Here is a 25,923-nt window from a genome sequence, read left to right as displayed (position 1 = left end):
CCGCCTCAAGCCGGCAAAGCCGACACCGGCGCGCGCTTCCGGAACCAACCGAACAACGGCAACGCGCTGCCGAACAACCATGCCGCCGCCGGAGCCGGCACTTGCGACACCGCGCTGATTTGCAGCAGCGGCGTATTGGCGCCGGGCAGGTCGGTAAAGTTGTAACCGGCCGGCGTTCCTAATCCGGCATAGACCGCGAAGTCGTGGTTGGCCTGAATCGTGCCGTTTTGCGCCGGGCTATCCGCCGCGTTAGACCCGACCAGGAACGCCGCGCCAGTGGTGCCGTCCAGTTCGGTGCCGGCGTCCCAAATGCTGCTGCCGTTCTCGACGAAGGTGCCGCCGGTGAAATGGCCTTGGGCGTCGAACAATTCGATTTCGGTCGGCGAATCGTTACCGACGAAACGGTCGTTGGACGGCACCACCATCGCGAAATAACTCAGATAACGGTTTTTCACCGGGTCCAGATCCAGGGTGACGCTGCCTTTGGCGCCGGGCAGGAAAATGCCAGGGCCGAAGGCGTTGACCGACGCGGTCACCGTCGCGCTGGAACCGCCGGCCGCTGCCGCGCTGCTGGCCGCGAATGCCGACGACAAACCGGCGCCGCTGCCTAATTCGGCAATCGCTTCGATGGCCGACGACGCAGTGGTGCCGACATCGAACGCGTCGAACGAACCGTCGTGCAAGGCGATGAAAAACGGACTCAAGGCCGGCCCGTTGGCAGCAGATAAATTGCTGAAACTCAGCGTGACCTGCGCGGCCTCTGCCGAACTTAAAGGTGCCGCACTGGCCGCTAACAACAGCGCCGACAGCGTAAAAGCATGGTTTTTTTGCATCGTGATTCTCCTTAATATGAATGCCAAATGGCGCGGCCATTGTGCAATCGGAAAAGTCACGAAATCTTCACGGGGAGGTCAAATGCACGTGAGATGTGAGCTGTCATTGGGTCAAATGCCAGAAGGTATCAGTTCGGTCAAAAACAGCCAGACGGAACAGAATTACCAGTCTTAGATGGAAGGCATTGGGAGCGTTGAATTCACGAACCACACCGATCACGAACGATGTGCTTCACGCTGTTCAGATTATCCATGGCCCTCCGGATTTTCGTTTTTGTTGCAAAACGATCAGGATTGCCGAATTCGTGCCGCTTCCTGCAAATCGGCTATCAGCTGCTGCGGCTCTTCTCGATAGCGGCGCATGAGTTCCAGAGGAGCTGCCGTATGCTGGTCGTAAATGACACTCCAACGGCTAATTTCGAGTAGCACAGGCACCAGATCGAGCGCTTTTTCCGTTAGCTCATAAAACACTTGGCGTTTGTCTTCAGGCTTGTGTTTACGGATGACGAGTCCGTCCGCTTCCATTTTTTTCAGTCGCGAAGCCAAAATATTGGTTGCGATTCCTTCTTTCGAAGTCATCAACTCCCGGTAGTGCCGTTTGCCACTTAGCATCAGATCGCGGAGTACGATCAGCGTCCACCGGTCTCCGAACACTTCAAGGGCATAATCAATTGGGCATCTAGTTTCGAGTTTCGAGTCGGACATTTGGCTTATTTACTTGCGTTTTGCAATTGAAATGGGATAATTAGTTGCATATTGCAAGTATATCAATCGAAGCTTATTCCGCAAACCACATTCATCAGGAGATCGTATATGTCGCCAATAAATTCTACTGCCACCAATATCTCGTTGCCGCGGATTTACACGGCTCCTTGCATCATAGTCGGATCAGTCGCAGCATGGTTATTTTGGCTATTAGCCGGTGAACATCGGGCTGTTCCACCGGAGCTGCTTGTGTCTCCCATGGCCACGCTCTTTACGCTGACGGCTTTGGTATGGCTGACGATGGTCGTCGCACGCAATGTTGCCGTTATTCGAGGACATGCGTCGATCAGGTATTTCGCGGATTACAAGGCGGATGTTCCAGCCGACGATCGATTCGAGCGTCCGGCTCGAACGTTCAATAATCTAATGCAAGTACCCGCGCTTTTTTATGTGATTTGCCTATTGATGCTTGTCGAGAAAGAAGTGGACACCGTTCAAATCGCGCTTGCCTGGGCTTTTGTTGTACTCAGGTATGTCCATGCCGTCATTTATATGGCGGTAAACTGGGTGCCGTATCGCTTTGCGACTTGGGCTTCAAGCTGCATCATTCTGGGCGTGCTTTGGTTTCGCTTTGTGACGGCGGTAGGGTTTGGCTAAGCTTGGATGGAATCCAGGCGGATGGTTGTTACAAAAAACCGAGCATCGCCGCTTTAACGGCCGCCGCGGTTTTGTTGCTGGCATTTAATTTGGCTGCGGCATTGCTGATATGAAAATTGACAGTCCGCTCGGTTATTTTCATGATGCCGCCGATTTCGCCGGCGGTTTTCCCATCGGCAGTCCAGCGTAATACCGCAATCTCTCGGTTCGACAGTTTCGCATCCGCTTCCGGCAGCAATTTGGGCAACAATCGGCGCGATAGGGCAATATGCGCATTTTGGGTCAACCAAGCCATTTTAAAAGCCTTGTCCGCAAGCTCGGTTTCGGTCAGCGGCTCATCGGATCGCGCCAACGTCAGCATGCCGGTGGCGCCATGGACATCCCGGATGGATTGCGCCCAACCATAACGCAATCCGAAGGAACGCGCTTCCTCCCAAAACGCCGCCGTTGAAGCGAACAAACCGTCCGTCCAAAGGATAGGCAAAGGCGAGTACAGAGCGTGTTTGACGGTGGGATCGATCGCACAATAGTTTTTTGTTTGATATTGCGCTTGCCAAGCCGATGGATAATTACTTATTTTCACGATCTTCGGATTGCTCAGCGGCAGCGCCAACCTAAGTCCATAGGCACAGTAATCAAAACCCAATTCCGCGCCCAATGAAACAATGGTTTGGATAAGCTGATGCTCGCTATCGCTCGTCTGCAACGCTTGAAGTTGAATTTCTTGCCAGGCTTTCATGGGTTTACCGTCGTTATTAACACGGCCCTCAAATACCCTGTAATTTGATAAAATAAGCGCATGGAAAAACAGAAAATTGATGCGCGAAAACTAACGATTGAAGGGCGTGCTTTATTACGTCAAATGGTGATTCGATTGCGCAAGCAGTCAGGTATGAGCCTCAAAGAGCTGGCCGATGTGGCCGGGGTTCACCATCGAACGATTGAAGAGTGGCTCGCCCGAGCCCGTAAGGAAGGCGAAGGTGCTTTACTGGAAAAAAGCCGAGGGCGTCGCGTCGGTAGCGGACGTAAACTAACCATGGCGGATGAATGCTGGTTGCGTGATCAAATCGTGGGCGAATGCCCACAGCAACTGAAGCTGCCATTTGCCTTATGGACGCGTCCTGCGATCAAGGCACTCATCCGGGAACGCTTTGGCGTGGAGATGCAGGATCGCCTGGTGGGCAAGTATCTCAAGCGGTGGGGTTTTACCCCACAACGCCCTATCAAGCGCGCCCTGGAGCAAGATCCGGTCAAAGTCGCTACCTGGTTGGAGCAGACCTATCCACAGCTATTGGCGAGAGCCAAAGCAGAAAACGCCACGATTTTATGGGGCGACGAGACCGCCGTTAAAGAAGACACGCATTGGATTCGAGGCTATGCCCCTAAAGGCCAGACACCGGTGCTGAAGACACCGACACGCTGGCACAAACTGTCCATGATTTCAGCCATTTCCGCACGGGGTGAATGTGCCTTTCAAATCGTCGAAGGCTCGATCAATACCCCGCGATTTCTGGAATTTCTTGGCCGCTTGATCGAAGGTGTGACACGAAAAATCTTTCTGGTGGTCGATAACCTGCGCGTGCATCACGCCAAACAAGTTAGCGAATGGCTACAGGACAAACAAGACCGGATTGAACTGGTTTTTCTACCGCCTTATGCGCCCGAATCGAACCCTGACGAATACCTCAATCGCGATTTCAAAACCGCCTTACGCAGTGGGCCCGTCAGCCAAAATGCGGAAGCGTTACTTGAAAAAGCCCACGCCTTCATGAACCGTATCTCGGCTCTACCCAATCATGTCGCCGCTTATTTCAGGCACCCAGCCGCTGCTTACGCAGCACAGGGTATTTAAGGGCCGGGTTAATAGAACTGTTCGAAAGCTTAACCTAAAGAGCGAAATCGCCGAAACTCAATATGTCCAGAGTTTTTACCTACAAAGCAGAATGGCGATATAAGCTGTCAATATTGACAGTTGTTGGAGCTTTGAAAATAGCGTCTAATCCAAGGAGTTTCAGATTTACCCTGTATTTCAGCAGCGTTTTTTTGATTGTTCAGTAGTAACCGATGAAAACTAAACAGTCACCATTTTATCCTTGATGTTCAATACTTAGCGTTGCAATGAAAATACTGGCTTTATCCGGCAGCTTGCGGGCGGCGTCCGTCAATTCCGCCGTGCTACGCACTGTAAGGCATTTGGCGCCGGCTTCGATTGATGTCAGTCTGTTTTCCGGGCTTGGCGACTTGCCCTTATACAATCCGGATTTGGAAACCGCGCCTCCGGCCATCGCGGCGCAATTACGCATTGAAGTCGCCACTGCGGATGCCTTGCTGATCGCCAGCCCGGAATATGCCCACGGCGTTACCGGTACCATCAAAAATGCGCTGGATTGGTTGGTGGCATTCGAGGGCTTTGCTTACAAACCGGTGGCGGTATTGAACGCGATGCCCCGCGCCCATCATGCCGATGCCGCGATCCGGGAAACCTTGATCACGATGTCGGCAACGCTGATCGAAGCGGCATCAATCACTTTACCGTTGCCGAGCGCGAACATCGGCGAAGCAGACCTGCTGGCTATGCCGGAAATACTCTCTTTACTTACCGACGTATTAACGGAAATCGAACGCGCGGTGAATCCATCACCGGCGATGAAACCATACCTGGACGCAGCCTTTATATCGATAGCCAACATCCCGCGATAATCGCGCAAGCCGCAAAGTTGGCGGACGGTTGTGGCAATGAGGAAGAAATCGCCAAACACTGTTTCGAATTCGTTCGCGATGTTATCAAACACAGTTGGGACTACCGGCTGAATCCAGTGACCAGCAAAGCCTCCGAGGTATTAATCCACGGCACCGGCTACTGTTACGCCAAAAGCCATTTGCTGGCGGCGCTGTTGCGCGCCAACGGTATTCCGGCCGGGCTGTGTTACCAACGGTTGACGATAGACGGCGACCAGCCTCCTTATTGTCTGCACGGTTTGAACGCGGTTTACCTGCAACAATACGGCTGGTACCGGATCGATGCGCGCGGCAATAAGCCCGGCGTGAACGCGGACTTTTGCCCCCCGCTGGAAAAATTGGCGTTCCCGATTGTGAATGCTTTGGAACAAGATTTACCCGGCATCCGGGAGGAACCCTTGCCGATCGTCATCAGGGCCTTAACCGAACACCAAACCGTCGAGCAGGTTTATAACAACTTGCCGGACGTTGACCGTCAAAATCATACTGTCTAACTGAAGCGAATATGGCCAGAAATATTGAAATCAAAGCGCGAATCGACAGCATCGAATCACTATGGCCGCTGGTGGTCAATATTGCCGATGAAGGGCCCATCGAAATCATCCAAGACGATACCTTTTTTCCTTGCTCTAATGGCAGGCTGAAACTTCGCGCCTTCTCCGATCATGGCGGACAGCTGATTTTCTATCAACGCCCCGACAGCGCAGATCCCAAACAGTCTTTTTATGTGATTTCGCCCACCGCATCGCCGGATACACTCCGGCAAAGCTTGACGCTTGCTTATGGTGAACGCGGTAGGGTGCAAAAACACCGCACATTGTTTATGGTCGGCAAAACCCGAGTGCATTTGGATAGAGTCGAAGGACTGGGTGATTTTCTGGAATTGGAAGTGGTGCTTGGCGAGGGTGAACCTAACGAAGCCGGTGTGTCCATTGCGCACGCATTGCTGGAAAAGTTAGGTGTCTCCCATCATCAGCTAATAGAAGATGCCTACGTTGATTTGCTTGCAAAATTGCCTAGCACGACAAGGCAAACTGTCGGAAACTAACAACGCTATTTGTTCTTTGTTGAGAAATTATGATTGAAAAAATATTCAAGCTGTCAGAGAGTGTTCGCTACGTCGCCATCTATAGAAATGGTCAGCTAGAATCGAAAGCAAAATCGAATATGTTGGGCGCCAGCAGTTCGGAGAGCGATAGATATGAAGAGCTGTTGGTCAATCCTACCTTGCTTAAATTGGCCTCGCAACGAGGCAACATCGACTGCGGCGGTTTGGAATACCTGCTTGTGCGCTATGGAAATTTTTTCCAGTTTGTGTGCCCTATCAGCTTGGGTCATATATCGGTGCGCATAGAACCAGATGCGGATCCCATTCAAATAGGCACGAAAATTAAGTTACTGCTACACAGCGACTTATAACATGCTGTTCTTTGAGGCCAAAACCTGTTTTTGTACACTACCCCTTTATCTAGCATGGTAGTTGAACAGAGCTTGCCAACATCGGCAGCCCACTTAATTTGAACATCGATCGGAGAGAATCAGCCATGGATGTCTCGCAATTACCTTTCAATCAGTTGCTCGGTTTAGAGCTAGCCAACCCGGATAGCGGCTTTTTAGTTTGCTTACCGGAAAACCCTCAATACGCCAATCATCTCGGCACCGTTCACGGCAGCGCCTTATTGGCGGTTGCCGAGGCGGGGTCCGGTGCGTTTCTTTCACAGCAGTTTTCCGGTACCTCAGGCATCGTTCCGGTGGTCAGAAAGCTTGAGGCCAAGTTTCGCAAGCCGGCATTAGGGCAGGTGTCGGCCAGATGCAATGTCCCCGCTGAAGAGACTGAGCGATGGTCTACTGAGCTGACATCCCGAGGCCGGGTAGTGGCCGCAATTCCCGTTGAGGTTGTCGATGGGGCGGGAGTGGTGGTCATGTCGGCCGTCGTCGAGTGGTTTATCGTTCAAGGTGCAACCAATTAATGGAAAAATTTATGCAAGCAATCGACCGCTCATCCGCTGAGCACTACACATGGGGAAACGGCTGTGATGGCTGGCATCTCGTAAAACGAGCCGACATGTCGGTGATCTCCGAACGCGTACCGCCCGGCGCAAGTGAAGTACGTCATTTTCACGCCAGCGCTCGCCAGTTTTTCTATATTTTGGAAGGTTGCGCCATTCTGGAAATAAACGGCAAACGCATCCCATTATCCGAAGGACAAGGCATTGAAGTTGATCCCGGGACACCACACCAATTCCTCAATGAATCCAGCGCGGACGTCCGGTTCTTGGTGATTTCTCATCCGGCTACACTAGGTGACCGTTTAGAGGTTTAACATGATGCTCAAATGTAACGCCAGCGCCTTAGTTCCCGGTCATATTGCAAGTTAAGTGATGGAAATTACTTTAATCCGACACGGTAAGCCGGCGTTCGAGCTGAAAGGCAAAGTCAAAGCGCGGGACATCGGCGAAATTGTCAGCTGTTATGATTTATCCGGCATAGCTGACGAACCGCCGGAACACGCCAAGCAGCGCGCATCGGCATGCCATGTCGCAGTTTGTAGCGACTTTATCCGTTCTCTGGAATCGGCCAAGGCATTGGGATTTGCCGATATTTTGCTGAGCGACCCGGTGTTTCGGGAAATTGCTATCCCTCATTTCAAACAGGGTGGGTTGACGATGTCGGTTGGTGCCTGGGGCTTATTGTTACGCTGTCTGTCGACGATGGGATTCTCGCGAAACGGCGAGTCGCTCGCCATGGCAAAACAGCGGGCGCAAGTCGCGGCATCGTTATTAATAGACATGGCGCATGAGCATCAAAGCGTGTTGCTGGTGGGCCATGGTTTCGTTAATTACTTCATAGCCCAGGCGTTGTTAGCCCGAAATTGGGTTGGTCCCGCGAAGCCGGGCGGCGGCTATTGGGAATATGGGGTATATCGCTACCGTGCAACATGACCCGCAAAGGAACAATCCGTTTAAGCCACATTCAACAATATGCCCGCATCGATTACCGGCGACACCAAAATACTTGGCGTCATCGCCCACCCGGTCAGCCAAGCCGGAACGCCGGCCAAGGGAAGGTCATCCACACCGGCGTTCCGATGTTGGCCGCGCAAATGCATCTGATGCTGGCTTTCATGGGAGCCGAGTGAGATGCAATAGGCCAAGAGCGCTTGTCGATATAGAATAAATCCTAGACTGCGGTTGCAGCGATGGCGGATCATAAGCGAGCTGTATGCCACAGGTTACAAGTTTCACACCATAACCCTGTCAATACTGACAGTTGTTGCAAGACCTGATCCTGAGTTGTAATTAACCCAAAATAATCCGTTTCTATGCGGAAACTGCCGGAGTCAAAATGTTAGGTGAAACCACAGGTACCGTTCGGGTGTTATTGCGACTGGAGGGATTGTGCGTGCTACTTGCCGCCTGCATCGCTTACGCAAAACTCGATCTGAACTGGAGCACTTTCGCACTCTACTTCCTGGTGCCCGATATTTCGTTACTCGGTTATTTCGCCGGCGCTAAGGTTGGCGCTATTAGCTATAACACTGCGCACTCATACCTCGGTGCCGTTGCCAGTCTGGTGATCGGCCTCACGGTTCCGTCGTCGGCCCTGCAATGTGCCGGTTTGATCTGGTGCGCCCATATCGGTTTTGACCGGGCGCTGGGTTACGGACTCAAATATCCGGCGGGATTCGATTTTACCCATCTTGGCCGCATCGGGCGATTTGGTGTCAAACATTCGGAAGCACAATAACCGGGTTTAAGACCCGAAGCAGGTAAGGAACATAGGATGGCTTTTACACTCGACAAGGTCGTACCCTGGGGGCGTTCATACGCGGAATATGTCAGCATGTTTAGCCTGAGCGAGGCCGATCTGGGTCGGCATATTTTGGGTTGCGGTGACGGGCCCGCCGGATTCAACGCTGAACTGACCCAACGTGGTGGGCATATCGTTTCAGTAGACCCTGTCTACATGTTTGATGTCGAGCAGATCAAAAGCCGCATCGCCGAAACCTATGAAACTGTCATGGCTCAGACGCTTGAAAACCAACGCGACTTTATCTGGGATGTCATTCCTTCGATAGAGGCGCTAGGAGAAATCCGTATGACGGCCATGGACACTTTCCTTGCCGATTTCGAGTTGGGTAAACAACAAGGCCGATACCTAGCGGGAGAGTTACCTGCACTGCCTTTTGAAGACAGACAATTCGATATGGCCTTGTCATCGCATTTTCTGTTTTTGTACAGCGCACACTTGTCGGCGGAGTTTCATCTTCAGGTAGTACAGGAAATGTTGCGGGTTGCCCGAGAGGTACGGATATTTCCGCTGCTGGCGCTGGATAGGGTCCTGTCGCCACATCTTTCCCGAGTCTGCGAAGAATTTGCCAGCCTAGGGTTTGACGTAAAGATCGTTAAGGTTGATTACGAATTTCAGCGGGGCGGTGATCAGATGCTGGTCATCAAGCCTCAATAACGAACAGGGATCATGTTCACAAACTCTGCGCTTTACCGAAACGTATGCGTTAGCTGCCATGGAGGAAGATTGATGAAATACAGTAGATGGCTAGCCGTGATTTTCCTGTTGGTGCCGATTTCCGCGCTGGCTTTTTTCAGACCGGTTCGGGTGCTGATTCCGGAAGCATTCGGTGTTCATTGCAACGAGCAACATTTGTGCATTGACGATGTTTCTCTGCTTGCGGCGGCGCAATCGCTACTTTATGACTCGAAAAGTGATCTTGCCAGACAATGGGGCTTGTCTATCGGCGAGCCGAAGATCGTCTTTTGTAGCACGGAGCAATGCCGGTCCGCATTCGGCCTATCCAACAAAGCCGGATTCACCTTGGGCAATTTCGCTATCGCCATCGCACCGCGTGGCTGGCAGCGACACTACGTGGCGCATGAGCTCATCCATCATTGGCAGGCCGACCAATTCGGCAGCCTGGCGCTGCTAAGCGGTGAACAGTGGCTAATCGAAGGCATGGCCTACGCGCTGAGCAACGATCCCCGTGAGGAACTGCATCAGCCCTTTGAATCCTACCGGCAACAGTTCAATGACTGGCATATACGCCATGCCGATATGCCACTCAAGGAATCGCTGGCCGGAGCACTCTAAATGGCAAGCAATATTCTTACGCTATTGCGCGCCGTTTGGCGCTGGGCATTTCGTGCCATAAAAGCTGGGATGGTATTGTTAACCGCATTGCTACTGACCGGGGCCGTTTATCAACGCTTCGCGGTAAAGGCCGACTTGGAAAAATACCCGCCACCTGGCCGGATGGTCGACGTGGACGGCCATCTGTTTCATATTAATTGCTCGGGCGCAGGTCCATTGACCGTGATTCTCGAAGGCGGCGCCGGTGCTTCCTCGCTGGCTTGGGCCTGGATACAGCCGGAGGTGGCAAAAAATGCGAAGGTCTGTTCTTATGACAGAGCCGGATACAGTTGGAGCGCGCCAAGCGCGCTCCCCATGGATGCCATTAACACCAGCCGGCAACTTCACGACCTATTGACGGCTGCGAATATTCCCGGGCCCTACATCCTGGTTGGTCACTCTATCGGTGGTGCGTATGCGCGCATGTTCGCCGCGAATTATCCTCAGGATGTGGCGGGATTGGTTCTGGTCGATGCGACCAACCCGTCGGTGCTGGAAACCTATGCCGAAGTCGATTTACCCAAGGTCGAAGATTGGACGCCACCAACCGTTCAGGTATTTCCCTATCTGGCGTCTGTCGGGGCAATGCGCGCGGTTCTTGGCTTGGGGTTGTTCAATCTTGCCGCGGGACTGCCCGCCGATACGGAAGCGGTCGCCAATGCCTTCCTTGCCCAAACCGATTACCTCAAAACCGTCGTTTGGGAATACCGTTTTCTACCGGACACGTTGAAGCAAATTCGTTCCTTGCAACCCTTAAACGATCTGCCGGTAGCGGTAATCGTAGCGGGCCAGTTTACCGGTCTGGATGCCGAGGCTGCGGCAAAATTCATCGATTGGCATCGGAAACAACAGCGCAATTGGCTGAATTTATCGACGAACAGCTCGTTGCGAACCCTTGAAGAAGCCGATCATATATCCCTGATGACCAATCATCGTCATGCTCACGAAGTTGCGAACACGATTTTACAAATGATCGAGACTATTACCGCGAGTGCTGTACAAAGTACTCCCGTTTTCCGAAGTCCTAACGATTCTGCCTCGGACTCCGCATCAGTAAGCACATACTCTACGGCTATGGAGGTCGAGTGAGTTCCAATAATCCTGTAGCGCTTGTCGATACCCAGCAAAATGAATGGAACAAAATAGCCGGTGAAATCTCATTTTCGCTTGAGCCGGACTTGGATAAGTTAGCAACGCTAATTAGCAAGAATGCAAAAATACTGGATTACGGTTGCGGCTATGGCAGGATAACGAGCGAGCTGCGCGCCAGAGGATACGGTTGTTTGACAGGCGTAGATACGTCAATCGAAATGATCAGGCGCGGCTTAAAACACTATCCAACGCTCGATCTACGTTACATCGATAGCCATGAAATACTTGCCGACATTGGAAAATTCGACGTCATTTTATTTTGCGCCGTACTGACCTGCATTCCCATTAAGGCGCAGCGCTTGAAAATCGTCGAATCGGCCTATGAGTCGCTGAATGAAGGTGGCATCATTTATTGCGTCGAATTTCATCGGTCGGAAAACATCCTTTATTCTTCAACGGGCACGTTCACCGCATCTTTCAATGTGGCAATGAAACATTTTGTTCCTACAGAGATTGCTGAAGAATTATCGCTATTTGATGAAATTAGCCATTTTGTCACTGAGGCCGCGACAGTTTCCGGTGCAAAAACCCATGCCATTCATTATTTCGGGAAAAAACGCTAAATTGGAAAACGGATGCGCAATTCGATGAGTGGCGTACTTTATTTTGCAAAGTATCAAAACTCATGATGTATTGGGAATCGAATAACTGAAAGACTACAGGAAATAGCATGACCGTAAAAGAACACCACGACCGGCATCTTGGCGACTTTTATGCATGGATGGTTGGAGACTTCGATGCCAGGCAAAAAGAACATCAACAATTTTTGGTAGCTAACGACCTATCTCCACATAGCACTTCAATCGCCCTAGATCTGGGGGCGGGGCACGGTATACAAAGTGCTTCCCTGGCAAAATTGGGATATACGGTAAAAGCGATTGATTTTAACCAACAGCTTTTATCCGAGTTAAACGACAATACGCAGAGACTTTCCGTTACCGGCTTTAATGACGATATTCGTCTGGTAAAAAAATATGCTGATCCCCAGCCGGAACTCATTATTTGCTGGGGCGACACACTGACACATCTTGAAAGTTTGGATGAAATTAGGCAATTGGTTATCGATTGCTGCGAATCGTTATTTGAAAGCGGAAAATTGGTTTTATCTTTTCGAGATTATTCAACGGCACTCACAGACGATCAGCGCTTTATACCGGTAAAAAGTGACGACACCAAAATACTGACCTGCTGCCTGGATTATGAGGTAGACCGGGTGCGGGTGACGGATTTGTTGCAGATTAAAACGAAAAACGGCTGGCAGCAAAAAGTGAGTTCCTACTATAAAGTCCGTGTCTCTCCAGACGATGTCGTGAAAATCCTTGCCGATTGCGGCTTAAGGGTGACGTTTAACGAAGTCGTCAACCGCATGACGACCATCATAGCGATTAAACCCTAACTTCGAGAGATTGCATGAGCGAATTTAAAGGCGGTTGCATGTGCGGCGCGGTTCAATACGCAGTGAAATCCGAGCCGCGTTTGTCTTTTTTATGCCAATGCAGGCAGTGTCAACGAATCACCGGCACAGGCCATTCGGCCGAGTTTGTAGCATTGGCAAAAGACACAATGATTTCGGGAGCGCTGAAATTTTACGAACTGACTGCCGATAGCGGCAATACCGTTACTAGCGGCTTTTGTCCGACTTGCGGCAATCCGGTATTAAAAACATCATCGGGTTATCCGGGCATGCTGTTTTTCCATGCTGCCTCCTTGGACAATCCCGGTTTGTTTAAGCCGCAAACCGTTTTTTGGCATGCAAGCCATCAGCCCTGGGACTTTGTCGACCCAAGTCTTGAATTAAAAGAACACGTTTAACCTGAGGAAATACCGAAATGAGCATGATGAAACGCGCACTCCTGGTCTTTATTGTATTGGTGTCCTGCGTCGGTTGCGATCAGGTTACCAAGTCGGTAGCCCAATCGTTTTTATCCGAGACCGAAGTCTGGTCGTTTTGGGGCGATACCGTGCGCTTGCAGTTGGCTCACAACCACGGCGCATTTTTGGGCCTGGGTTCGTCGCTTCCTGAAAACCTCCGAGAAAGTCTATTCTCGTTTGCTGTAGCCGGAATGTTAATCGCTTTGCTGGGTTACATCCTGTTTTCAAAGTCGGCCTCGCCGTCCTCGATCCTGGCCTATGCGCTGCTGTTGGCGGGTGGCTTGGGCAATCTGATCGATAGATTGATATACGGCGGTTATGTGGTGGATTTTATCAACATGGGCATTGGGCTGATTCGTACCGGCGTGTTCAATGTTGCCGATGTGGTCGTGGTCGTTGGCGCACTGATGTTGTTTACCGGCATGCCCCGGGCTAACAAACGGCTGTCTGAGCGATGAACCCGTTCAGCGAATATCCGCAATATGATGCCCTGGGTCTGGCTCAGTTGGTGCAATCCGGCGAGGTTACGGCAGGGGAATTGCTGAAGGCGGCTCAGGCGCGATTGGCCGCGTGCAATCCGTTGCTGAATGCCGTCGTTACGCCGATGGATGATCTAGCGGAATCGCTGGTGAAAAACCTAGGCAACCGTGGACCGTTTACCGGCGTGCCGTTTCTGGTCAAGGACTTGATGCTGCGTTTCGCGGGTATCCCTATGTCGAACGGCAGTGTGGCCATGAAGGATTACCGTCCCGCCGCCGATAGCGAGATGGCCGCTCGGCTCAATGCCGCCGGACTAATTTCCTTCGGCAAGACCAACACCTCGGAGCTGGGCGCATCGTCGCTAGCCAACAATGCCGTATTCGGCAGCACTCGCAACCCCTGGGACTTAAACCTCAATTCGGGTGGCTCCAGCGGTGGTAGCGCCGCTGCTGTGGCCGCCCGCATCGTGCCTATGGCCTATGCCAGCGACGGCGGCGGTTCGATCAGATTGCCGGCGTCCTATTGCGGCATCTTCGGTTTCAAACCGTCCCGAGGCTCGAACCGCTTCGAGGATTTTTCTAAGGCTTGGGGCGGGGCGGTGGTCAGCCACGTCTGCACGATCAGCGTCCGCGACAGCGCCGCCTATCTGGATTGGGTAGCCGGCAACTCCGATCCGGCTTCCACGTCTTACCTGCACGCCGCCAGCCAGCCACCGAAAAGGCTGAAAATAGCGCTGATCAACCAAGCGCCGGTCGAGACCTTGATACACCGCGACTGTCTCTCGGCCGGGGCCAAAGCCGCCAAACACTGCGAAGCACTCGGCCACGTGGTGGAGGAGGCGGTCTGGAATTTCGACGGCCGCGAATTGATGCGGGCCTTTCTGACCGTGGTTTTTTACTATACCGCACGGGATGTCGCCAACATGGCGCAACTGCTGGAGCTGACCGAGCCTCGGCTGGCCATCGAGTTGAACACCCGGCTGCTGGCCGGCATCGGCAAAGGCGTGAGCGACGAACAGCTGCAGCAGGCCTTGGCGGTTTGGCAGCGGATCGCCGGACGGTTGGCGGAGTTTCATCGCCGCTACGATGTGATTCTGACGCCGACGGTCGCGACGCCGCCGTTGGCGGCCGACGCCCTCGATCCCACAGTTGTGGAACGATGGCTTATGCGCGGATTGCTGGCAACCGGCTTGGCCGACAAATTGTTCTCCAACCGCTTGCTGGATGCGATCATCAGTAAAGCCGTGCAGCAAACGCCGTTCACCCCGCTTGCCAACATTACCGGCCAACCGGCCATGTCGGTGCCGCTGTATTGGAGCGACGACGGCTTGCCGCACGGCGTGCAGTTCATGGCCGCAACCGGTAACGACCGGCTGTTGTTCCAACTGGCCGCCCAGCTCGAACAAGCCGAACCTTGGAAACACAGGATGCCGCCGTTATGCAATCAATAAAATTTAGCCAATACGGCGCTGCCGACGGTCAGCCGGTGATCTATTTCCACGGTACGCCGGGTTCGCCTGACGAATGCGAAATTTTTGATCTTCATGGCAAACAACATCATCTGACCATCATTTGTTATGACCGCTCGACCATAGCTCCTCGCTTGCAAGGCGACGTTTATTACCAATGCATAGCCGATGAGATTGCCAAGAAGGTTGGCGCTAACCCCGTCGATTTTATCGGCTTTTCGATCGGCGCTTTTATTGCCTTGCAAGTCTGCCGCGCGATGAGCGGCAAAGTCCGCAGCCTGCATTTGGTTTCCGCGGCTGCGCCGCTGGATGCTGGCAACTTCATCGACGCAGCGGCGGGAAACGCCGTTTTCCGATTGGCTCAAAATCATCCGTCCGCTTTTATGTGGCTGGCTCGAGTACAAGGATGGCTAGCGAGTAGGTTTCCCGGCCTGTTGTTGCGGATGTTGTTTTCCAGCGCGGCCGGCGAAGACAAGGTTTTAGCAGAGGACAAGACGTTTCGGACCACCATGACCAAAATGCTCAAAACCTGTTTCAAGTGCGATTCGCTAGGCTATGCTCGCGACATCATCGCCTACGTGCAGCCCTGGAAAGCGACGCTGGCCGATGTCAGCACCGATACTCATATCTGGCACGGCGCGGAAGACAACTGGTCGCCGGTTGCGATGGCGGATTATTGGGCATCGGCGCTGCCTGACTGTTCGAACATCACGGTACTGGACGGGCTTTCCCATTATTCCTGCCTGCATCGAAGTGCGCCGACGATCTGTATGTCGATCAACACCTTAAATTAGCCGAGGAATTTACGCACCCATGACCAAATCAATCGCACTGCTTGGCGAATACACTCCGACATTTTCGCCGCATCTGTCGACCAATACCGCCATCGAACATGTCAAGGCGGCGTTCGGTTTGGATATTAGCTCCGACTGGGTTTCAACTGCCGACATCGACCAAACGCTGTTCGAGCGCTGTTCCGGTATCTGGATCGCCCCCGGCAGCCCATATAAGAACATTGACAAAACATTGGCGGCAATTCGCCATGCCAGAGAAAACAACATCCCATGCTTCGGTACCTGCGGCGGCTTTCAACATATGATTATCGAATATGCTCGCAACGTGTTGGGATTTAAAGACGCACAGCATGCCGAGTACGATCCGTATGCCTCGAATTTATTTATCTCGCAGTTGGCTTGTTCGCTGGCCGGACGCGAGATGCAACTGAGCTTCGAACCCAACTCTCGCGTGGCAGCCATTTACGGTGCAACGACGGCTACCGAGCAGTATTACTGTAATTTCGGCATCAACCCGGACTATGTCGATGCGCTGAAACAAGGTCCCATGCAAATTAGCGGTGCCGATGCCGAAGGTGATATCCGGGTGATCGAGTGGCTTGGACATCCATTTTTCGTCGGTACGCTGTTCGTGCCGCAAGCCCGATCCACGCCGGAACGACCGCACCCTTTGGTTTCGGCTTTTTTAAGGGCCGTGGAAAACCTATGAATGCTTATCTCATTTTGGATCTAACGATCCATGATTTTGATCGATTCCGAGAATACATCTTGAAAATACCGGCAGTCATAGAAAAACATTCCGGAAGGTACGTGGTCCGGGGCGAACAGCCTACCGTTATAGAGGGTGATTGGACGCCTGAAAGGGTTGTTGTCATCGAGTTTCCATCACGAGAACAAGCTAACGGCTTTCTTCAAGACCCCGAAGCGCAACCGCTTTTTTCATTGCGCCATCAAACGACTACCAGCAAACTCGTTTTAGTGGATGGATGTTTGTAACGCAATCGTAAAGTCCAACATATCAATGGTTAGATCATCAAAATGGCGCAAATCAAAATATACGGCATCAAAGACCATCTCAACCCCATCAAACGGCCATTGTCCGATGTGATTCATGAGTGTGTGGTGGAAGCGCTGCAGTTTCCGCAAGATAAGAGAGCGCATCGATTCTTTCCTATGGAAAAAGACGACCTGTTCGCGCCATGCGGCAGGACCGACGCCTACACGATTATCGAAATCAGCATGATCACCGGCCGGGAGACCGCCACCAAGAAAAAACTCATCCGTTTGCTGTTCGACCGCATTCAGGAACAGATCGGCATTGCCCACCAGGACATCGAAATTTGCATATATGAAAGTCCTGCCTGCAATTGGGGATTCCGCGGCATGCACGGCGACGAAGTGACCTTGAATTACCAAATCAATGTCTAGTGCCAGCAACACTTAAGCGGCCAGTATCCAGCAAGAACACATGTATATACCTAAGCATTTCGAAGAACCCAGCATCGATGTCATGCAGACATTGATACGCGATTATCCGCTAGCAACATTGGTCGCCTCATCCGCCAGTGGTTTGAACGCAAACCACATTCCGTTGCATTGGGTAGAGGAGGGCGGTTCACCTTACGGCAGCTTGCGAGGTCATATCGCCCGCTCGAATCCGCTGTGGACGGACTTCGACCCGCAAACCGAAGTATTTGCGGTGTTTCAGGCAGAAAACGCCTACATCTCGCCATCCTGGTATGCGACCAAACCCCAAACCGGCAAGGTGGTGCCCACCTGGAATTATGCCGCTGTGCATGCTTACGGCAGGCTACGGGTGATTGATGATTCAGTTTGGATTCGCCGGCAATTGGAGTCTATGACGCGGGAGTTCGAAGCTGGTTTTCCCGAGCCCTGGTCTGTATCGGACGCGCCTGCCGATTTTACCGAACGCTTGATCACACAGATTATCGGCATAGAAATCAGCGTGACGCGGCTGCAAGGCAAGTGGAAAGTCAGCCAAAACCAGCCGCCGGAAAACCAAAATAGCGTGATCAAAGCTTTGCGAGAATCCGGCCAGTCGGCCATGGCGAGTTTGGTCGCCGATGCAGCCAAGCCTTGAGTCCGACCATTGAGAGAAGTCGTCATGAAGCCATTTGCAGTTCGCCAAGCTACGCTGTCCGACCTGGAAGCACTCATTCCGTTATTCGACAGTTACCGCCGGTTTTACGGTAAACCCAGCGATCCGAATGCGGCGAAATCATTTTTGCGGGATCGATTCGAACACGGCGAATCGGTACTGTTCCTGGCCGAGCAGGACAATAGAACCACCGGCTTTGTCCAGCTATACCCCAGCTTTTCGTCCGTCTCGCTGGCTCGAACCTTCATTCTCAACGATCTATTCGTCGATGCCGGATTTCGTAGGCAAGGCATTGCCGGTCGGCTCATAGCTGCGGCAGTCGAATATGCGGCCAGCTTGGGCGCTGTTCGCCTGACCTTGTCAACGGCAGTAATCAACACCGAGGCGCAGGGGCTTTATCGAACAACAGGCTGGACGCGCGACGAACAGTTTTATGTCTACCATTTGCCGATCCCGGCCATTGAACTTTTAAGCGAATAAATCATGAATGCTTTGTATGATTGGTTCGGTATGAACCAAGAAATTTTTTACGCCGTTAATGGCTGGCATGGACCTTTGATTGATGCGTTGATGTTGACTGGTACAGCGGTTGGTGACTTCAGAAATATGCCTTGGATACTTGGTGTAATACTCCTTGCGATCGCCTTTCAGCAACTATTTCCGTTTAATGCGGAGCGGCTCCCATCGCTGCCAGGCTTGAAACAGCTGCTAATGCGTTTAATGCTCGGTTATATGGTGACTGCGGGAACTGTGGCACTGTTGAAGATCGGGTTCGACATGCCTAGACCTAGTGCCGTGCTGCCCTCAGGACGTGTTACCGTTTTGGCTCTGCCGGAATCAAGACACAGTTTCCCCAGTGGTCATTCTGCGTTTGCGATGCTGATCATGACGATGTTTTGGCCGTTATTAACAATTCGCGATCGGTTGTTGTTAGCCGTTATGACGCTATGGGTAGGCCTATCGCGAATCAATGTGGGAGCCCACTTTCCGGCTGATGTGTTGGCGGGTTATGTCTGTGGGATAGTCGGCGGCTTGCTTGCCAATAAGGCCGTTATGAGTCGGCTAAGATGAAAATACTGTAGATGTGTAATGCTTAGGAGAACGGGAATATGAAACATCACATCATCACCGTAATGATTTTAGCGGTAGCCGTGGCTTGTTATCTGGCCGGCTATTCCGGTGTTGGTAAAACCGCCTTCATCGTTGGCGCAGGCTTCGAGACGTGGTTTTGGATTCGGCTCTTGATCAAACGTCCGTCCGCTTAAAGCAGATTAGTGTTCGACGCTGATTGGCAGCCGGGTACGTGGCGCGCGGCAGATCGTTCACCGGTGGGCACAAGCTGAAGCGCCTCTTACTAATTGCCAAAACAGAGCCCCGATGCACCATTCAAACGAAATGTTAAGCCAGGAACTGGTGGCGATGGCAAAAAACGACCTTTCAGTACGGGAGGCGTTGGTCGCCGATGGCTCTCTAGGCCACGCTCTCTATCACCCGCATATGGAAGCCGTACATATCAGCAATGCCGCTCGCCTGATGGCCATCATGGACCAATATGGTTGGCCCGGAAACAGTCTGGTGGGCGAGGAGGGAGCTTGGGCGGCCTGGTTGATCGTGCAACATGCTATCGGCAATCCCCCATTCATGCGGCATTGCCTATCTTTGCTGAAGCAAGCCGCTGCCAACAACGACGTGATGTCTTGGCAAGTTGCGTTTCTGGAAGACCGCATTCGCATGTATGAGGGAAAACCTCAATGTTACGGGACTCAATTCCAGCCGAATAAGAACGGCGAACTGGAACCGTATCCAATCGAGAATCCGGAATCCGTCAACGATCGACGGCTTGCGGTCGGTTTGAATACCATCGAGGAAAGAACCGCCGAATTAACAGCGCAAAGCACTCGCGAGAATATTTCAACCCCGCCCGACCTGGACGCGCAATATCAACAATGGCTTTATTCCGTGGGCTGGAGGGTCGCAAGTTGAAGCCCGACAACCGGTTCGGATATTGTTCGATTTTCTCGTACCATCCAACCCTCCGTTGGCTGACATGAAATTGGTATGGTCTCGGCGCTTTCGCTTCTTGTGCTTCGGGTTGGCAATCACATGTTTTGCCGCGCTATCGGGAGCCGTTTATCAAGCCGAAAGAACCGTGGCCGACCTTGCCGCATTCCCGCCACCTGGGCGCATGATTTCGGTGAATGGCGTGAAGCTTCATCTTTACCGCATCGGTTCCGGTTCGCCAACGCTGGTTCTCGAAGCGGGCCTTGGCGAAAACGTGTTGAGTTGGCATCCGGTCCAAGCCAAGCTTGCACAGACCATGCGCGTTTGTGCCTACGACCGCCCCGGATTGGGCTGGAGCGATCCCGTAGACACAGCCATCCACCCGGAAGATGTAGCTAAAAACCTGCATACGCTACTCAACGATGCCGGTATTACGCCGCCTTTTGTGCTGGTCGGTCATTCTCGTGGCGGAATCTACGTGCGTGCTTTCTATCACCAGTTTCCCGAAGATACGCAGGGTATCGTTCTTGTCGATTCGACGCATGAGCAAAGCCCGATGCACCAGTATCCCTATGCCTCGTGGGACTACCGCAAACAAGCCATACAGATTGCAGTGGCCGAGCCGTTATCGCGAATTGGTCTCGTAAGGCTGTTGGGGATTGCCGATGCCGACCGCAAGCCTTCTCCGCTACCGGCGGCAATCCTGGCAGCGAAAACGGCGGTACAGAATCGCACCGATACCGCTCATGCGGTGGTCAATGAAATTGCCGTCATGCGCCGAGGGCTCGATCCGGCCACACCGCCTCCGGGCAGCTTAGGCAATCTCGTGTTATTGGTTCTAACCGCCGGCAACTTGGTGGACCTGGATTATGTCGCGCGCGAAGCGGAGAGATCGGGCAAAGATGTCGAAGCGGAAAAAGCACTTGCCAAAATTCAACAGGCCGAGCAGGACGAACTAGTCCATCTGTCCAGCCATTCACGGCTTATCATCGTCAGCAACAGCGGCCATTTCATCATGCAGGATCAAGCCGATGAATTTGTCGGCGCCGTGAGCGAGTTTGCGAAACCTCTTGCTCAGAAATAGGATGGCGAACGGCTGACCAATTTTTCCGCCGGGCTTGCGCGAAGTGCCAAAATCAACGTTTAAGAAACCAAGGGGATATATCGCTCGTGTTCGAACTCTACATTGCCAATAAAAACTACTCATCATGGTCGCTAAGACCTTGGATACTGATGCGTGAGCTCGGCATACCATTTGTCGAAAAGCTCGTCCCGTTTGCCCAAACCGATGAAACTAACGCCTTCCACAGTTTTTCGCCGACCGGAAAGGTACCCTGTCTGATCGACGGCGAAACAGTGGTCTGGGATTCGCTGGCGATTACCGAATATTTAGCCGAGCGAACGCCGGCGGTTTGGCCGGCCGATGCCTTGGCACGAACCTGGGCGCGTTGCGCGGTTGCGGAAATGCATTCGGGGTTTCAGGTACTGCGGTGCGGATTACGAATTCAAATTGCATCGCCTTCGCCGGCCTTGGAAAAGGATCTGGCGCGACTGAATGACCTATGGCATGAGGGCCTGACTCGCTTTGGCGGTCCCTACCTGGCTGGACCTGCTTTTACCGCCGTCGACGCTTTCTTCGCGCCCGTCGCGTTTCGCGTACAAACTTATGGACTGGAAATGACTCCGGCTTGCCGAACCTACGTCGATCGTTTGTTGGCCTTGCCCGCCATGCGTGACTGGTATGCGGCTGCGCTAAGCGAGACCTGGCGAGATGAAGAACACGAACAGATGGCCAGAAACGCCGGAACTTGGCTAGACGACTATCGTAAGGTTGGCTTGTAACCTCCGCTGCAAAATTTAAACAATGTCATGAAATACGCCAGTCGCCCCAGCCGAAAGCATTAGAACCATCGACTTAAACCTAACCGACAACCACGATATGATCAAAAAAGTAGGTAGCACAATCATTAATGCCAAACACCGCGCCACCTGCCATTGCGGCGCGGTGGAACTCGAACTCGATCTTCTCGACGGCATTGTCGATCCACGCCGTTGCGATTGTTCGCTATGCCGGCGCAAAGGCGCCATTATGGCATCGGTTCCGCTATCGGGAATCAGGGTCGTTAAGGGTCAAGAGCACTTAAAGCTTTATCAATTCAACACCATGAGCGCCAAACATTATTTTTGTTCGAATTGCGGCATCTATACCCACCATCAACGCCGTTCGATGCCTAGCCAGTACGGCTACAACGTCGGCTGCCTGGAAGGTGTTAATCCGTTTGATTTGGGCGAAGTGCGAACCGGTGACGGTATCAATCATCCGGCGGACCGGCAGTCGCGTTGATCAGCGAGCTATCGGTCAAGATTTTTTATGTCTAATTTCCAAGACGCTCCGCTGCAGTCGAGACACCATGGCATGGAAGCTGAAAACGTATATCAGGTTTTCGATTGGCTTTGGTGTTCCGCGCAACTGACTGAGAAGGACATCGCCAAACTTCCGGCGCTTGGCATAGAGGCGGTGATTAACTTGGCGCCGCCAACGGCTAGCAACGCATTGCCAGGCGAAGCAGAATTGGTTGCAGCCCAAGGCATTGCATATATGCAAATTCCCGTGGCGTGGGAACACCCCAGACTTAATCAGTTGGAACAGTTCTTGGGTGTTATCAAGGTATTCGAAGGACATAAAGTCTGGGTGCATTGCGCAAAAAATATGCGAGCATCCTCGTTCATTTATCTCTATCGCAGGCTGTACTTGGCGGAAGAGGAGGTGATTGCATCGTATCCGATGAGCGAAATCTGGGCGCCGAATCCCATCTGGCAAACGTTTATTCGTAATGTACTGAGTACAGCGCTCTAGCTCATTCACTGGGCTGGTTGTTTCTGCAAAGCGCCAACCTGATGGGGTTTGAATGGCATATCGTTTTAAATGTACTAAGGAATCATCACGACATGATTAAAATTTGGGGAAGGCGTAGCGCATACAATGTGCAGAAGGTGTTATGGACTATTGGTGAGTTGGGTTTGGCATATCAGCATATTGATGCCGGCGGCAGTGCGGGCGGTCTCGATCAGCCCGATTTTCAAGCCATGAATCCGCATGGCCGTATACCGGTGTTGGTCGATGACGACCTGACAGTTTGGGAGTCCAACAGCATCGTCCGCTATTTGTGCGCCAATTACAGTCGTGATCATTTGTGGGCCGAAGCGCCGGCAAAACGCTCGTTGGCGGAGCGCTGGATGGACTGGGAGCTGGCAACACTGCAACCAGATTTTCTGGATTTGTTTTGGGGATTTTACCGCACGCCGGAGGCACTACGGGATCAGCAGAAAATTCAGCATGCCGCTATGCGCTGCCAAAAACATTTTGCCATCTTGGATGCGCATCTTGCCGAACAGGCTTTTTTGGCGGGCGATGCGTTCAGTATGGGCGATATTCCCGTCGCCACCTCGCTTTATCGATATTTTGAAATGGGCATTCCCACTCCGAAAATACCTAATGTTCGCAGATGGTACGCTGCGCTTTGCGAACGTAAAGCTTACCGCGAACATATCATGACCACCTTTGATGAGTTGTACGCTCGACAAACGTTTTAATGCCGTTGGCAAGTAGAGAAAAAAATGATTTTGGAAATTGCAATACTCAACGTGATTGCCGGACGGGAGCTGGAGTTTGAGACTGCCTTTCGTAAGGCGTCAGGCATTATCGCCTCAATGAACGGCTATATTTCGCATCAATTACAGCGCTGCATAGAAAACCCCAACCGATATGTATTGTTGGTCAATTGGGATTCGCTGGAGGATCATACCGAAGGCTTTCGCGGCTCAATCCAATACGACGAATGGCGTGCCTTACTGCATCACTTCTATGAACCGTTTCCGACGGTAGAACATTACTCGCTGGTGATGGAAAATCACCTCTAACACTTCTTCCTGTGTTACTGAGGAAAACGGTACTCCTAATAACAATGGCTATGGTCTTTATCGACTTCGACCAACGCCCCAATATTTAGGCAAACACAACATGCACATTTTCGAAAAACTCGGCGGCATCGCCATCATCGTGGGATCTTTATTGCTCAGCGCCTATGCGGTCTTGTTCCCGATCTTGTTACCGTTAGGGACGGGGGCTTTCGACTATGCCGAGGTCGTGCGCAGTCCAGGCTGGGTGCCTTTAGCCATGGTAGCCTTCGCTGGTGTGTTAGCGTTGTTGGTGGGGTTTTATGCCGTTTATACCAAGATGCGTGACACGGCTGGATTGCGCGGTGCCGTCGGTTTTTTATTCGTGGAGGCGGCTTATTTGTTGCAGGCCTGCAAGGTGACTTGGGAGCTGTTTCTTTACCCAGTGATCGCCCGCTATCCGGAAACCGCTTTTCTGTTACGAGACGCCGTCATCAAAAACGATCCGGCGGTGTTGGCGTTTAGAATTTCGGCATCCGCGACGATATTGATCGGCATCGTGTTGTTTTGTCTGTCGATCTATCGTTCGACTATCTATCCCAAACCCGCGGCGGTATTGATCTTCACCGGAGCTTTGGTTTACGCGCTAGGGCCTGCGATTTCGGTATTCGTGTCTATCGTTGGGATTTTCATCTTTGCCATGGGCTGTATGTTGCTTGGGGTTCGCTTGCTACGCTGACTGCGACGGCTTCCTTTCGTAGTTCAATCAAACCGCGCATCTTGATTGGCGAAAACGCTAGAGCCCCTGAGCCGCCGGTGCTAATCTGCCGCCATCTTGGCTTGCAGGAATTTTACGATGAACGATATTCGCGATCCGGTTTACGCGCGACTGCTCAAGGCGGCGCTGGAGTGTTTCCTTGCCGACGAACACCACAAGGTTACCACTCGTGCAATTGCCGACAAGGCAGGCGTGAACGTCTCGATGATCCGTTATTACTTCGGCAACAAGGAAGGTCTCTATGAAGAGATGATACGTGAGACGCTCAAGCCCATCCTGGACATGCTCGACAGCGATACGCTGTCCGACGTCGGCGGCTTCACCGAATATCTGCGCTTCTATTACGACACCATGCGCAAGCATCCCGAGTTTCCCAAGCTTATTCTCAAGGTGCTTGCCCTCAACCACGGACCGGGCCGACGTTTTATCCTGCAATTGTTGGAACGTGGCCGAAGCGGCGGCGCAAGGCGGCTGGAACAACTGAAGGCAAGCTGTCAGGTCGATCAGGCGATCAATCCCGACGTGGCGCGGATAGCTTTCGTCAGCCTTGCCATGATGCCCATGCTGCTGAAAGACATCTTCGAGGAACAGATGGGCGGGCAGATGGACGAAGCCTTCCTCGACGAACTCGCCGCGCTTAACGGCAAACTGTTGGCGGCTGGCATGGCCATCGCACAACCGGGAGCATTGACATGAGATTGCAAAAGAATGCCGGCGCGGTGCGCCGTTTCGCCAAACTCGCTCGATTTGGCACCTGGCTGCAAAACCTGCCCAACAAAATCGTGCCGGCCCCGTTCCGCTTGATCCAAATTGGTTCGGCCTTTTGGCAATCGCGGGCGCTGTATGTCGCCGCGCGGCTGGACATCGCCGGCGCGCTGGCCGACGGCGAATTGAGCGCCGAAACCCTTGCCGAACGCGTGGCAGCCGATGCCGATGCGCTCTACCGCTTGCTGCGCATGCTGGCGGCGATGGGCGTGTTCGAGGAAGTCTCGCCGCGTTGCTTCCAAAATAACAAGCTTTCGTCTTGTTTGCGCCCGGATCATCCCCAAAGCGTGCGGGCGATGGTGCTGATGCACAATTCGCCGGAAATGAGCCGGCCGTGGTTCGAACAATTGGAACAGGGCGTGCGCAGCGGCGTGCCGTTCGAATTGGCGCACGGGCAGGCTTTTTACGACTACATGGACAGCCACTCGCAGCGGACAGCAGGCCATTGTGTCGCCGAAACTTGAGTGGCGATACTTCTGTCACGCTTGCATCCCTGGCAGGCCCCGCCTCCCGTGTGG

Annotated in this window: 40 protein-coding genes; 36 read left to right on the top strand and 4 right to left on the bottom strand. The window is 52.6% G+C overall.

The features are described from left to right. Nucleotides 1-5 precede the first annotated feature (5 nt). Nucleotides 6-833 (bottom strand): spondin domain-containing protein, encoded by an 828-nt coding sequence (locus ACWAU0_RS18870; protein WP_051670385.1) that lies wholly within the window; start codon nucleotides 831-833, stop codon nucleotides 6-8. A gap of 288 nt (nucleotides 834-1,121) precedes the next feature. Continuing rightward, complete coding sequence (locus ACWAU0_RS18865; RefSeq protein ID WP_458137586.1) at nucleotides 1,122-1,538, bottom strand: winged helix-turn-helix transcriptional regulator; 417 nt, start codon at nucleotides 1,536-1,538, stop codon at nucleotides 1,122-1,124. A 258-nt stretch (nucleotides 1,539-1,796) separates the two neighbouring features. Here ACWAU0_RS18865 and ACWAU0_RS18860 point away from each other — a divergent pair, with 258 nt between their 5' ends. Continuing rightward, a complete protein-coding gene (locus ACWAU0_RS18860) occupies nucleotides 1,797-2,195 on the top strand; it encodes an MAPEG family protein (RefSeq protein WP_523070823.1) in 399 nt (132 codons plus the stop codon). Between the two features lie 28 nt (nucleotides 2,196-2,223). Here the strand turns inward: ACWAU0_RS18860 and ACWAU0_RS18855 are convergent, their stop codons facing one another. Next, nucleotides 2,224-2,934 (bottom strand): autoinducer binding domain-containing protein, encoded by a 711-nt coding sequence (locus tag ACWAU0_RS18855; protein WP_458137584.1) that lies wholly within the window; start codon nucleotides 2,932-2,934, stop codon nucleotides 2,224-2,226. 60 nt (nucleotides 2,935-2,994) lie between these two features. Here ACWAU0_RS18855 and ACWAU0_RS18850 point away from each other — a divergent pair, with 60 nt between their 5' ends. The 8 genes from ACWAU0_RS18850 to ACWAU0_RS18815 all read left to right on the top strand — a co-directional run bounded on the left by ACWAU0_RS18850 (nucleotide 2,995) and on the right by ACWAU0_RS18815 (nucleotide 7,876). Next, nucleotides 2,995-4,047 (top strand): IS630 family transposase, encoded by a 1,053-nt coding sequence (locus ACWAU0_RS18850; protein WP_458137583.1) that lies wholly within the window; start codon nucleotides 2,995-2,997, stop codon nucleotides 4,045-4,047. A 266-nt stretch (nucleotides 4,048-4,313) separates the two neighbouring features. Continuing rightward, nucleotides 4,314-4,895 (top strand): NADPH-dependent FMN reductase, encoded by a 582-nt coding sequence (locus tag ACWAU0_RS18845; protein WP_051670383.1) that lies wholly within the window; start codon nucleotides 4,314-4,316, stop codon nucleotides 4,893-4,895. Nucleotides 4,896-4,912: 17 nt separating this feature from the next. Beyond that, nucleotides 4,913-5,428 carry a transglutaminase-like domain-containing protein gene (locus ACWAU0_RS18840; protein WP_225892848.1) on the top strand — a complete coding sequence of 172 codons (516 nt, stop codon included), beginning with the start codon at nucleotides 4,913-4,915 and terminating at the stop codon, nucleotides 5,426-5,428. A gap of 11 nt (nucleotides 5,429-5,439) precedes the next feature. After that, nucleotides 5,440-5,982 carry a class IV adenylate cyclase gene (locus ACWAU0_RS18835; protein WP_033158706.1) on the top strand — a complete coding sequence of 181 codons (543 nt, stop codon included), beginning with the start codon at nucleotides 5,440-5,442 and terminating at the stop codon, nucleotides 5,980-5,982. A gap of 29 nt (nucleotides 5,983-6,011) precedes the next feature. Continuing rightward, nucleotides 6,012-6,353 (top strand): hypothetical protein, encoded by a 342-nt coding sequence (locus ACWAU0_RS18830; RefSeq protein WP_051670381.1) that lies wholly within the window; start codon nucleotides 6,012-6,014, stop codon nucleotides 6,351-6,353. Nucleotides 6,354-6,478: 125 nt separating this feature from the next. Next, on the top strand, nucleotides 6,479-6,904 hold the full coding sequence (locus ACWAU0_RS18825; RefSeq protein ID WP_033158705.1) for a PaaI family thioesterase: 426 nt from the start codon (nucleotides 6,479-6,481) through the stop codon (nucleotides 6,902-6,904). Nucleotides 6,905-6,915: 11 nt separating this feature from the next. Further along, on the top strand, nucleotides 6,916-7,257 hold the full coding sequence (locus ACWAU0_RS18820) for a cupin domain-containing protein (RefSeq protein ID WP_033158732.1): 342 nt from the start codon (nucleotides 6,916-6,918) through the stop codon (nucleotides 7,255-7,257). A 58-nt stretch (nucleotides 7,258-7,315) separates the two neighbouring features. Continuing rightward, nucleotides 7,316-7,876: a histidine phosphatase family protein gene (locus ACWAU0_RS18815; protein WP_458137582.1), complete on the top strand. Its 561-nt coding sequence runs from the start codon at nucleotides 7,316-7,318 to the stop codon at nucleotides 7,874-7,876. Between the two features lie 20 nt (nucleotides 7,877-7,896). On the opposite strand, the gene ACWAU0_RS18810 is transcribed toward ACWAU0_RS18815, so the two are convergent. Beyond that, a complete protein-coding gene (locus tag ACWAU0_RS18810; RefSeq protein ID WP_523070822.1) occupies nucleotides 7,897-8,043 on the bottom strand; it encodes a hypothetical protein in 147 nt (48 codons plus the stop codon). 236 nt (nucleotides 8,044-8,279) lie between these two features. On the opposite strand from ACWAU0_RS18810, the gene ACWAU0_RS18805 reads away from it, so the two are divergent. From ACWAU0_RS18805 to ACWAU0_RS18675, 27 genes are all read left to right on the top strand, one after another. Further along, nucleotides 8,280-8,681 (top strand): DUF4260 domain-containing protein, encoded by a 402-nt coding sequence (locus tag ACWAU0_RS18805; protein WP_458137580.1) that lies wholly within the window; start codon nucleotides 8,280-8,282, stop codon nucleotides 8,679-8,681. 36 nt (nucleotides 8,682-8,717) lie between these two features. Further along, entirely contained in the window at nucleotides 8,718-9,401 is a 684-nt protein-coding gene (locus ACWAU0_RS18800; RefSeq protein WP_458137579.1) for an SAM-dependent methyltransferase, read from the top strand. A gap of 72 nt (nucleotides 9,402-9,473) precedes the next feature. Further along, on the top strand, nucleotides 9,474-10,040 hold the full coding sequence (locus ACWAU0_RS18795) for a hypothetical protein (protein WP_458137578.1): 567 nt from the start codon (nucleotides 9,474-9,476) through the stop codon (nucleotides 10,038-10,040). After that, the gene (locus ACWAU0_RS18790; RefSeq protein WP_458137577.1) at nucleotides 10,041-11,168 is read left to right on the top strand and encodes an alpha/beta hydrolase; all 1,128 of its coding nucleotides are present in this window, start codon (nucleotides 10,041-10,043) and stop codon (nucleotides 11,166-11,168) included. Then, complete coding sequence (locus tag ACWAU0_RS18785) at nucleotides 11,165-11,794, top strand: class I SAM-dependent methyltransferase (RefSeq protein WP_165786294.1); 630 nt, start codon at nucleotides 11,165-11,167, stop codon at nucleotides 11,792-11,794. The genes ACWAU0_RS18790 and ACWAU0_RS18785 overlap by 4 nt, the downstream gene beginning before the upstream one ends. A 107-nt stretch (nucleotides 11,795-11,901) precedes the next feature. Then, nucleotides 11,902-12,627 (top strand): class I SAM-dependent methyltransferase, encoded by a 726-nt coding sequence (locus tag ACWAU0_RS18780; RefSeq protein ID WP_101052379.1) that lies wholly within the window; start codon nucleotides 11,902-11,904, stop codon nucleotides 12,625-12,627. A 14-nt stretch (nucleotides 12,628-12,641) separates the two neighbouring features. Continuing rightward, the gene (locus ACWAU0_RS18775; protein ID WP_458137576.1) at nucleotides 12,642-13,043 is read left to right on the top strand and encodes a GFA family protein; all 402 of its coding nucleotides are present in this window, start codon (nucleotides 12,642-12,644) and stop codon (nucleotides 13,041-13,043) included. A 17-nt stretch (nucleotides 13,044-13,060) separates the two neighbouring features. Next, nucleotides 13,061-13,561 carry a signal peptidase II gene (lspA, locus tag ACWAU0_RS18770; RefSeq protein WP_458137575.1) on the top strand — a complete coding sequence of 167 codons (501 nt, stop codon included), beginning with the start codon at nucleotides 13,061-13,063 and terminating at the stop codon, nucleotides 13,559-13,561. After that, nucleotides 13,558-15,033, top strand: coding sequence for an amidase (locus tag ACWAU0_RS18765; RefSeq protein ID WP_458137574.1), 1,476 nt, complete (start codon nucleotides 13,558-13,560; stop codon nucleotides 15,031-15,033). The genes lspA and ACWAU0_RS18765 overlap by 4 nt, the downstream gene beginning before the upstream one ends. Then, nucleotides 15,021-15,845, top strand: coding sequence for an alpha/beta fold hydrolase (locus tag ACWAU0_RS18760; protein WP_458137573.1), 825 nt, complete (start codon nucleotides 15,021-15,023; stop codon nucleotides 15,843-15,845). Before ACWAU0_RS18765 ends, ACWAU0_RS18760 begins: the two co-directional genes overlap by 13 nt. Before the next feature lie 19 nt (nucleotides 15,846-15,864). After that, the gene (locus tag ACWAU0_RS18755; RefSeq protein ID WP_458137572.1) at nucleotides 15,865-16,554 is read left to right on the top strand and encodes a CTP synthase C-terminal region-related (seleno)protein; all 690 of its coding nucleotides are present in this window, start codon (nucleotides 15,865-15,867) and stop codon (nucleotides 16,552-16,554) included. After that, nucleotides 16,551-16,841, top strand: a complete 291-nt coding sequence (locus ACWAU0_RS18750; protein WP_033158694.1) for a DUF1330 domain-containing protein — start codon at nucleotides 16,551-16,553, stop codon at nucleotides 16,839-16,841. The genes ACWAU0_RS18755 and ACWAU0_RS18750 overlap by 4 nt, the downstream gene beginning before the upstream one ends. Nucleotides 16,842-16,883: 42 nt before the next feature. After that, nucleotides 16,884-17,273, top strand: a complete 390-nt coding sequence (locus ACWAU0_RS18745) for a tautomerase family protein (protein WP_033158693.1) — start codon at nucleotides 16,884-16,886, stop codon at nucleotides 17,271-17,273. A gap of 40 nt (nucleotides 17,274-17,313) precedes the next feature. Beyond that, a complete protein-coding gene (locus tag ACWAU0_RS18740) occupies nucleotides 17,314-17,946 on the top strand; it encodes an FMN-binding negative transcriptional regulator (protein WP_033158692.1) in 633 nt (210 codons plus the stop codon). A 24-nt stretch (nucleotides 17,947-17,970) separates the two neighbouring features. Then, complete coding sequence (locus ACWAU0_RS18735; protein WP_033158691.1) at nucleotides 17,971-18,444, top strand: GNAT family N-acetyltransferase; 474 nt, start codon at nucleotides 17,971-17,973, stop codon at nucleotides 18,442-18,444. A gap of 3 nt (nucleotides 18,445-18,447) precedes the next feature. Then, nucleotides 18,448-19,035 carry a phosphatase PAP2 family protein gene (locus tag ACWAU0_RS18730; RefSeq protein WP_051670375.1) on the top strand — a complete coding sequence of 196 codons (588 nt, stop codon included), beginning with the start codon at nucleotides 18,448-18,450 and terminating at the stop codon, nucleotides 19,033-19,035. A gap of 38 nt (nucleotides 19,036-19,073) precedes the next feature. Next, entirely contained in the window at nucleotides 19,074-19,229 is a 156-nt protein-coding gene (locus tag ACWAU0_RS18725; RefSeq protein WP_165385957.1) for a hypothetical protein, read from the top strand. Nucleotides 19,230-19,341: 112 nt separating this feature from the next. Beyond that, nucleotides 19,342-19,947 (top strand): DUF6624 domain-containing protein, encoded by a 606-nt coding sequence (locus ACWAU0_RS18720; protein ID WP_033158690.1) that lies wholly within the window; start codon nucleotides 19,342-19,344, stop codon nucleotides 19,945-19,947. A gap of 64 nt (nucleotides 19,948-20,011) precedes the next feature. After that, nucleotides 20,012-21,049, top strand: a complete 1,038-nt coding sequence (locus ACWAU0_RS18715; protein WP_084153426.1) for an alpha/beta fold hydrolase — start codon at nucleotides 20,012-20,014, stop codon at nucleotides 21,047-21,049. Nucleotides 21,050-21,135: 86 nt separating this feature from the next. Next, nucleotides 21,136-21,807, top strand: a complete 672-nt coding sequence (locus ACWAU0_RS18710; RefSeq protein WP_101052385.1) for a glutathione S-transferase family protein — start codon at nucleotides 21,136-21,138, stop codon at nucleotides 21,805-21,807. 97 nt (nucleotides 21,808-21,904) lie between these two features. Then, nucleotides 21,905-22,309, top strand: coding sequence for a GFA family protein (locus ACWAU0_RS18705; protein ID WP_033158687.1), 405 nt, complete (start codon nucleotides 21,905-21,907; stop codon nucleotides 22,307-22,309). 27 nt (nucleotides 22,310-22,336) lie between these two features. Beyond that, nucleotides 22,337-22,822, top strand: a complete 486-nt coding sequence (locus ACWAU0_RS18700; protein WP_033158686.1) for a protein tyrosine phosphatase family protein — start codon at nucleotides 22,337-22,339, stop codon at nucleotides 22,820-22,822. Between the two features lie 92 nt (nucleotides 22,823-22,914). Then, nucleotides 22,915-23,559: a glutathione S-transferase family protein gene (locus ACWAU0_RS18695; RefSeq protein WP_051670373.1), complete on the top strand. Its 645-nt coding sequence runs from the start codon at nucleotides 22,915-22,917 to the stop codon at nucleotides 23,557-23,559. 24 nt (nucleotides 23,560-23,583) lie between these two features. Further along, complete coding sequence (locus ACWAU0_RS18690; protein ID WP_033158685.1) at nucleotides 23,584-23,886, top strand: antibiotic biosynthesis monooxygenase family protein; 303 nt, start codon at nucleotides 23,584-23,586, stop codon at nucleotides 23,884-23,886. A gap of 100 nt (nucleotides 23,887-23,986) precedes the next feature. Beyond that, complete coding sequence (locus ACWAU0_RS18685) at nucleotides 23,987-24,601, top strand: hypothetical protein (RefSeq protein ID WP_458137571.1); 615 nt, start codon at nucleotides 23,987-23,989, stop codon at nucleotides 24,599-24,601. A 117-nt stretch (nucleotides 24,602-24,718) separates the two neighbouring features. After that, entirely contained in the window at nucleotides 24,719-25,336 is a 618-nt protein-coding gene (locus tag ACWAU0_RS18680) for a TetR/AcrR family transcriptional regulator (protein WP_458137570.1), read from the top strand. Further along, nucleotides 25,333-25,869: a methyltransferase family protein gene (locus ACWAU0_RS18675; RefSeq protein ID WP_458137569.1), complete on the top strand. Its 537-nt coding sequence runs from the start codon at nucleotides 25,333-25,335 to the stop codon at nucleotides 25,867-25,869. Before ACWAU0_RS18680 ends, ACWAU0_RS18675 begins: the two co-directional genes overlap by 4 nt. The last annotated feature ends 54 nt before the right edge of the window (nucleotides 25,870-25,923 follow it).

This window comes from Methylomonas sp. Uni0009 (genome assembly GCF_054188105.3).
The sequence above is the reverse complement of the archived record's forward strand: the minus strand, read 5'-3'. Positions and strand labels throughout refer to the sequence as shown.